Source organism: Bradyrhizobium sp. HKCCYLRH1034, from assembly GCF_051168375.1.
In the GTDB taxonomy this organism is placed as follows: domain Bacteria; phylum Pseudomonadota; class Alphaproteobacteria; order Rhizobiales; family Xanthobacteraceae; genus Bradyrhizobium.
The window spans coordinates 549,928-556,235 of record NZ_JBNPUW010000005.1 but is presented as its reverse complement, the minus strand read 5'-3'; the positions used below and the strand labels follow the sequence as shown (position 1 = coordinate 556,235).

The window sequence follows — 6,308 nt, the reverse complement described above, 5'->3', positions numbered from 1 at the left end:
GCCGCACGTGACCGTCTTCGACAAGTCGGCCCGCACCGACGGGACCTTCTCGCGTGAGGCCTTCACCTACGACCATAGCAGGGACGTCTATCGCTGCCCCGCTGGCAAAACCCTCACCACTACAGGGACGCTGGTGAACAACGATACGACGGTCCTCTACCGTGCGAGCAAGCACGATTGCCAAGCATACTCTCTCAGAAGCAGGTGTTGCCCCAACACCCCGGCCCGAAAAGTGCCGCGCTCGGTCTACGAGGGCGCTCGCGACATGGCACGCGAGATCGCAAGCTCACGGGAAGGCCGCACTTCACGCCGGCTCCGCAAGAAGATCGAGATGCTGTTCGCGCATCTCAAGCGCATTCTCAAGCTCGATCGCCTGCGACTAAGAGGGCCGAACGGCGCACGCGACGAGTTCATCCTCGCTGCAGCCGCTCAGAACCTTCGCAAAATGGCCAAGCTGATCCCGATGCCCGCACCGACGCCCGCGTGACCCCCACCAAGCCAACTCATCCGATAAACGGCAGTCGTTCACGACGAAACTACAGCCTACTTTTTCAACGGAATCGACCATAAGCGGACATTCACAGTCTCTTAAGGCCTTGAGGACCAGCGCCGATTGGGCGTATTCACAAGATAGTGCCACTTTGATACTCCTCGCGGCATTGAGCAACTCCATAGGGATTTGACTTCGATCTCTGCCTGCGGGTGCAAATGTGGTTCAGAAGAAAGTCGCCCCTCGTCTTTTTGTGATATTTGCGCGTGAAGCACATGAAGCCGTCATCTTCCGTCGGGGTCCGTCGGACTGGTTTCATATCATTCGCTGGGACACCAAGGGCGATAAGTTCTATCCGGGCGCCTGGCTGAAAGGGCGCATCTATCCAGAAAAATGTGATCTTTCGCCTGATGGCGAATTGCTGCTGTCGTTCATCCACAAAGGTCGTGGCCTGAGAACGGACTACACCGATGCATGGAGCTCGATCAGCAGGAGTCCGTGGCTTCATGCTCTTGGCCTGTGGCCCCAGGGAACAACGTATGGCGGCGGAGGACGATTTACAGATAATCGAAGCGTTGTCCTCAGATTTTACCCGGTAGCAGCACATCCAAATCATCCGGGTACCGGGATCAATGTCAGCTTTATTGCGTCTGACACGAGTTTTGCCAGAAAGACCGATCTCGCACCTTTACATCGATCGACCCAAGAAATTTCGGGAGCCGAGTGGACCGGCCGAGATCAGCGAGGCAGATTGGTTTACGCTGCTAATGGCAAGCTCATGCGCGCAGGCACAAAGACACAGCAAGCTACTTGCCTGGCCGACTTCAACAATCTCGTTCCGGACCCGCAACTGCCCCCTTTCTCCGCGACGGTGCCGCTCGGAGCGAAGAAGCTTCAGAGACGTGTCGAACGTAAACAATGATAGCAGCGCCATCTGGACCTGAGATCGTATATCAACGCGGATGGAATCTCTTTTCTCTTTTGGTGGAAGGCGCATCCCAGTAGCTCGTTCGCTATTGTCCGCTCTGGGTCAAAATGTGAAAATCCGACCTGAGCAATTCTGGTCCGTTGACCACCCCAGAGCGGACCTCAACCCGGCGGCTCGCCACTTCGCTGATGGGGAAGAAGCAGCCGTCGATGCACCCCACCCGGAAGGTCGGCTATGGGCGAATTGCGGACGTGACCGGGTCGCCGGACCGTACCCTGAATGGCCCTGGAGGCTGCCGACTTGCGGCGCTGCATCAAGTCGGCAACTATCCGAGGTACACCGGCCGTGACGCTAGCTCGTTCGGGACGGCAGCAAGTGACCCATAACGTAAGATGGTCAACGTCCTTGAGGCTTCGCCACTCGATCATACCAATACGTTCCTAGTGCCTCGACAATAGCATTATTCACGATATAGCCGTAATCTGGCCGATCTCGCAGTGCTCGCCATTCAAGATAATGAACGATCGCGACAGCCTGGCGGTGATCTAACAAGCTCCAGCGATTGCGAGCACATTCAGCCTCGAGCTTTTCGCTTTGTGGCTTGGCTCTCTTGTTGTGTGATCGGGGGGCAAAGCCGTGAGTGAGTGCAAAGATTGGGTCGACCATCCGCAGCTGGGTGGTCATATCCGCAATAATGTAGGCAGGTATGTAGAAGCAAATCGCTTCATCGGTCAGAAAGCTCAAAGCTGACCCGAGGCCGCTTGGTACCTTATCCAGCCATTCGGGCGCGAGTGTTGTCCAGTCATCCTTATCGTCAAATGCCGCGATGACCCGCAATGGCTCGTCGCCTTGGGCGCTGTTGACCAGCGGAAGGAACCGACCCTGCCGCCGTGCTGGGAAGGCCTGTCGTATTTCTTCGATTAGAGCCTCGACGGATACTGTCATGCTTTCCCTGCAAGATGCTCAGAGACGCGCCCAGTCGACGCGTCAAGCCCATGTCTCAGCTTCAACTTAACCGCCAGGCGCCCAGTGGACACATGAGGCTAAGAGACACGATTAACGCATCGTTTCTAGGGGCTATTTGTTGGCGTTCGACTTCCGGAATTGGCCCATGGCTGCCGACTTGCGGCGCTGCGGCAAGTCGCCTGTTATCTGGGGTACACCGGCCAAAGCGCCACCCCATTTCGGAGGACAGCCCATGGCCCGGCAGAGAAAGGCCGTCAGGGCCATGCCATGTCGGTTATTCGAGGTTGTGCAGAAGAGAGTCACTCGGCATAAGAATTTCAGTCTTTGACCCGAAGCTGACCTCGACACCAACTTGGAATCCCCCGACAACCCGCTCGGTTGATCTCGCTACGAGCGGCGGTGAACCTCGAACGACGCCATCAAGTCAAGGATACGCTGCTGCATCCTCTGCCAATTGGGCACGTCCTCCGGCCGATGACGGAAATAGAAGTGTCGGCCCTTGTTGATGAAGCGGTGCTGACAGGACTTCGGAACAGCCTCGGACGGCGTGCCGCAGCCTATTATCGTGGTGTTGACGCCATGACCGTCATCATAAGCAAGATAGCCATTTCCGACGTACTCCTTGCCGTCCTTGCCATGCGTGATGGTTTTGGTCTTCACGAGACCAAACTCTCTACTTTGCTCGACAATTTCTCCGCCGGGCGGATCTTTCATTAGACTTAGCATCCATTCGGGGTCCCACGTGACGAAGACCGAGTTGCTGTCAAATTCCGCCGGCATCAGACGGCGGTCGAGTGGTTGGAAGTCGGGAGCGGTCGTCGCAAGCAGCAAGCTCGGGCTTGACCCGCCGCTCCACTCTGCTTGCCAGACGGTTGGGATGAGATATGTCTCACCTCCAGAATACCTGATGTAATAGCTGTCCGGCGACACGGGGATCAGTGCCAGCCGCTTACCCACGAAGTCACGCACCTGCAGGCAGGTAATCGCCGGCCCCCGACCCTCAATATGCCCGTTTATTACGCCCGGCTCGAAGACGCGGTGGAGATACGACCAGTGATATAGGCGCACATTGGAGGGTTCGCCGACAACGAGGATCGCGTGGTGCTGCATGTAGAGCAGACCATCGTGCCTGGCCCTCATTTTAAAGATCGACAGGTCGAACCATACGCGTGCGGGCCGGTAGTCGGAGGCCCCGTCAGAAATCTGGATGCAATACGGCTCAGATCCAGCGATCTCTTCAGCGCCATGAGCTACAAGGAGCGATGTCGCCGCGCCTGCGGCGACAAAGAGCAAGGTCACAATTAGAGCCAGACCAACAAGCATTCGTAGCGAAATCAACTCAATCCCCGCCGTGCCACACATTCTATTTCGACCGGCGATATTGGAGTTTGCGCGTGGGGTCGCAGCAAGCACCGTTTATCGGAAAGTTCGGCAAATGGCCGGTGGTCGCGTACGGTATTGTACTTGTTCGTCCGCCTCCCAGAGTGAGAAACGTCAGTGTCTGGCCCAAGGCTGCCGACTTGCGGCGCTGCGGTAAGTTGCCTGTTATCTGGGCTACACCGGCCATAGCGCCACCCCATTTTGGAGAACAGCCCATGGCCCCGCAGAGAAAGGCCGTCAGGGCCATGCCATGTCGGTTATTCGAGGTTGTGCAAGAGATTTGCGCGGCATGAGAATCTCAGTGTTTGACCCATTGCTGACCTTGAGAAGTCTTGGCATCGTGTCGCGATTACTAGCGATCAGGGTGCGAATATGCGTACATTGAAGATGACAGGGCTCGGCGCGCTTTGCTTGATTGCTTGTCTTTTATTCGACCGAGCAGAGGCATGCGCGGTGGCGAGCGCACAGACTGGCGTGCTCTTCGACCATATCCCTGCGGAGCTCGATGCGCCCGTCATCGTAGAGGTGACGATCGTTGGCAGAGAGGCCGATATCAGTTCTCAGAAATACGGCCGTTTGGCTGTGATGGATGCTCGGGTCGACAGGGTTGTCAAGGGGACACCCGATCTTGACGCGTTGAAGGTTGTTACGTCCATCAGCACCTGCACCCGAATTGGCGTCGGACATGGTTTTGTTGCCGGTGCGATTGATCACGATGCCCGGATCGGCCTCGAGCTGATTGCGATACAGCGACCCTATCAAACCCTAACGCAAAGACGATGAACTCGACCGGGCTTATCAAAATGTGCTTCGTAAGGCTTCCTGTCCCGTTCACCGCGCCGACGTGAGCTTCGTTCAGCGACGTTGGCATTCATGCAATCTTTACTTGTATTCCGGACAACTCCGCTGAATGCCCCTAGAGGCCTTGGCCGATGGCGCCGGAGTTCTGACGCACCCTATGAGCCTCGTATGACATTTATTGGCCCGAGAGCCCTTTTTGGGATTTTGCTGTCTTCGTTGATAGCTGGATGCGATCTCAATCCTCAACTCCGTCCACTGCCCGTGCCAGCCGACCAGGCAGCGTTTCAGAGTGCGTGGAACGCTGGCCGCAGCTACAGTACTCTCACCAACTCGTCCAGCTACGATGGTCGTGTGGAAGAGAAAATGCCAAGGAATCTGCGTAATTGGACCGGGAAGGTGCTCATCAAGAAGACGGTGCGCGGCAAGGTCGATTTATTTGTAATACAGGTCGCCGATCAAGTTGCCGTCGTCGCCTACAACGTCGATCCGGCGCTTCGCGCTGATCTGGCAGATCGAGATAACTACGTTCAATTCAGCGGAGTTCGACCGGAACACCCGTCGCCAACATTTCCTTCGGACGAGCTACAGGTCTCCGGAATATGGGTACTTTTCGAAATGAGACTGGACAAGGTCTCAGTCCCTAATCACCGGCAGGGACAAGGCATATAAAGAATCCTTCAGAGCACGTTTCGAATGTTGGCGCGAAGGCGAATTTCACGCGCAGTCTGCGGAAGTCAGCTTTTGGCCCATCGCGACGAAATCCGCCTATGGCCTGCATGGAGGCTCTGAGGGAGTAGACCGGACCTGCCAGAGATCGGGCAAAGCCGTCGCGATCGACCCATCGCGACATATTGCGGTTCTGCACGAAGTCGGTCGCTATAGGGACAAAGCAGACATTGCTTTAGTCGCATCGCGCCGCAGGGTTTATGGGTACACGGCCTGGCCGTGAGTGAAAACCGGATATCCATTGACGTAACGAATCGGCCGTGATTCGATTCGCGGCACTGGCCGCTACAGGCCAGGCAAGCGGCCCGCACAGGTGCTGAAGACACCTGCACGAGCCTAACCCTCAACATGGAGAGTGCCATGTCTCAGGCTGATTCTGCCTATACCACGAGTCGTTCAATCTTTCCTGCCAGCCCGGCCGTTCGGCGCCGGCAGTTTGTCACCGGCGGCGGCGCCATCCTGGCCGGGGTCATCACGGCCTCACAGGCTGAAAGTGTTGGCGTTTCGACCTCGCCCGACCCGGTCCTCGATGCCATCGAGGGCCACCGCCGAGTCTTTGAGGAACTGGGGCGCCTGCTCGCCGAGCAGGATGCTGCCGAGCGCGAGCTGCGCGGTGCGCCCTGCGGCAGGCGGGCCGAGCTGGAGGCCAAGTTAAGTGGCCTCTGCGCGGCTGAAGGCGCACTCGGTCGGGCTGAGATGAAGGCCTCGCGTCAGCTCGCCGGAGTCGTGCCGGGAAGCCTCAAAGGAGCGGCCGCGGCGTTAAAGTATGTGCGCGAGTGTTATGAAGTTGGCCAGTACCCCCTTTACGAGGAGGATGGCTACCGGCTGCTGCTGCTCTCGACTGAACGCGCGATTTGTGCGGCCGTTGGTCTCGCTATTCCGCATCGTGTTGTTGATCCTCGCTAACGATTGCGCGTCTTCCTACGAGCGGGATGTGGAAACGAAGTCCTGGTCGAACCGCGACGCACCCCCAGACGAAGGCGGTGGAACGGATATCTGCGACCTACGACCATCGTG

At 57.4% G+C, this 6,308-nt stretch carries 7 protein-coding genes; 5 read left to right on the top strand and 2 right to left on the bottom strand.

Annotated elements, in window-relative coordinates; all coding sequences use genetic code 11:
* On the top strand, window positions 1-487 hold a 487-nt coding region (locus tag ACQR0W_RS15485), incomplete at its 5' end, for a transposase (RefSeq protein WP_315718325.1).
* A gap of 223 nt (window positions 488-710) precedes the next feature.
* Entirely contained in the window at window positions 711-1,412 is a 702-nt protein-coding gene (locus ACQR0W_RS15480; protein WP_315718324.1) for a hypothetical protein, read from the top strand.
* A gap of 402 nt (window positions 1,413-1,814) precedes the next feature.
* Here ACQR0W_RS15480 and ACQR0W_RS15475 read toward each other — a convergent pair whose 3' ends face one another.
* Window positions 1,815-2,363 carry a DUF6714 family protein gene (locus ACQR0W_RS15475; RefSeq protein ID WP_315718323.1) on the bottom strand — a complete coding sequence of 183 codons (549 nt, stop codon included), beginning with the start codon at window positions 2,361-2,363 and terminating at the stop codon, window positions 1,815-1,817.
* A 408-nt stretch (window positions 2,364-2,771) separates the two neighbouring features.
* On the bottom strand, window positions 2,772-3,707 hold the full coding sequence (locus tag ACQR0W_RS15470) for a hypothetical protein (protein ID WP_315718322.1): 936 nt from the start codon (window positions 3,705-3,707) through the stop codon (window positions 2,772-2,774).
* A 429-nt stretch (window positions 3,708-4,136) separates the two neighbouring features.
* Here ACQR0W_RS15470 and ACQR0W_RS15465 point away from each other — a divergent pair, with 429 nt between their 5' ends.
* From ACQR0W_RS15465 to ACQR0W_RS15455, 3 genes are all read left to right on the top strand, one after another.
* Window positions 4,137-4,547: a hypothetical protein gene (locus ACQR0W_RS15465; RefSeq protein ID WP_315718321.1), complete on the top strand. Its 411-nt coding sequence runs from the start codon at window positions 4,137-4,139 to the stop codon at window positions 4,545-4,547.
* Window positions 4,548-4,733: 186 nt separating this feature from the next.
* Complete coding sequence (locus ACQR0W_RS15460) at window positions 4,734-5,234, top strand: hypothetical protein (RefSeq protein WP_315718320.1); 501 nt, start codon at window positions 4,734-4,736, stop codon at window positions 5,232-5,234.
* A gap of 417 nt (window positions 5,235-5,651) precedes the next feature.
* Complete coding sequence (locus ACQR0W_RS15455; protein ID WP_315718319.1) at window positions 5,652-6,197, top strand: hypothetical protein; 546 nt, start codon at window positions 5,652-5,654, stop codon at window positions 6,195-6,197.
* Window positions 6,198-6,308 lie beyond the last annotated feature (111 nt).

Bases quoted from the DNA above. Each gene is read 5' to 3' on its own strand.
- ACQR0W_RS15455 (WP_315718319.1), top strand. From the start codon at position 5,652: ATGTCTCAGGCTGATTCTGCCTATACCACGAGTCGTTCAATCTTTCCT.
- ACQR0W_RS15465 (WP_315718321.1), top strand. From the start codon at position 4,137: ATGCGTACATTGAAGATGACAGGGCTCGGCGCGCTTTGCTTGATTGCT.
- ACQR0W_RS15470 (WP_315718322.1), bottom strand. From the start codon at position 3,707: ATGCTTGTTGGTCTGGCTCTAATTGTGACCTTGCTCTTTGTCGCCGCA.
- ACQR0W_RS15475 (WP_315718323.1), bottom strand. From the start codon at position 2,363: ATGACAGTATCCGTCGAGGCTCTAATCGAAGAAATACGACAGGCCTTC.
- ACQR0W_RS15460 (WP_315718320.1), top strand. From the start codon at position 4,734: ATGACATTTATTGGCCCGAGAGCCCTTTTTGGGATTTTGCTGTCTTCG.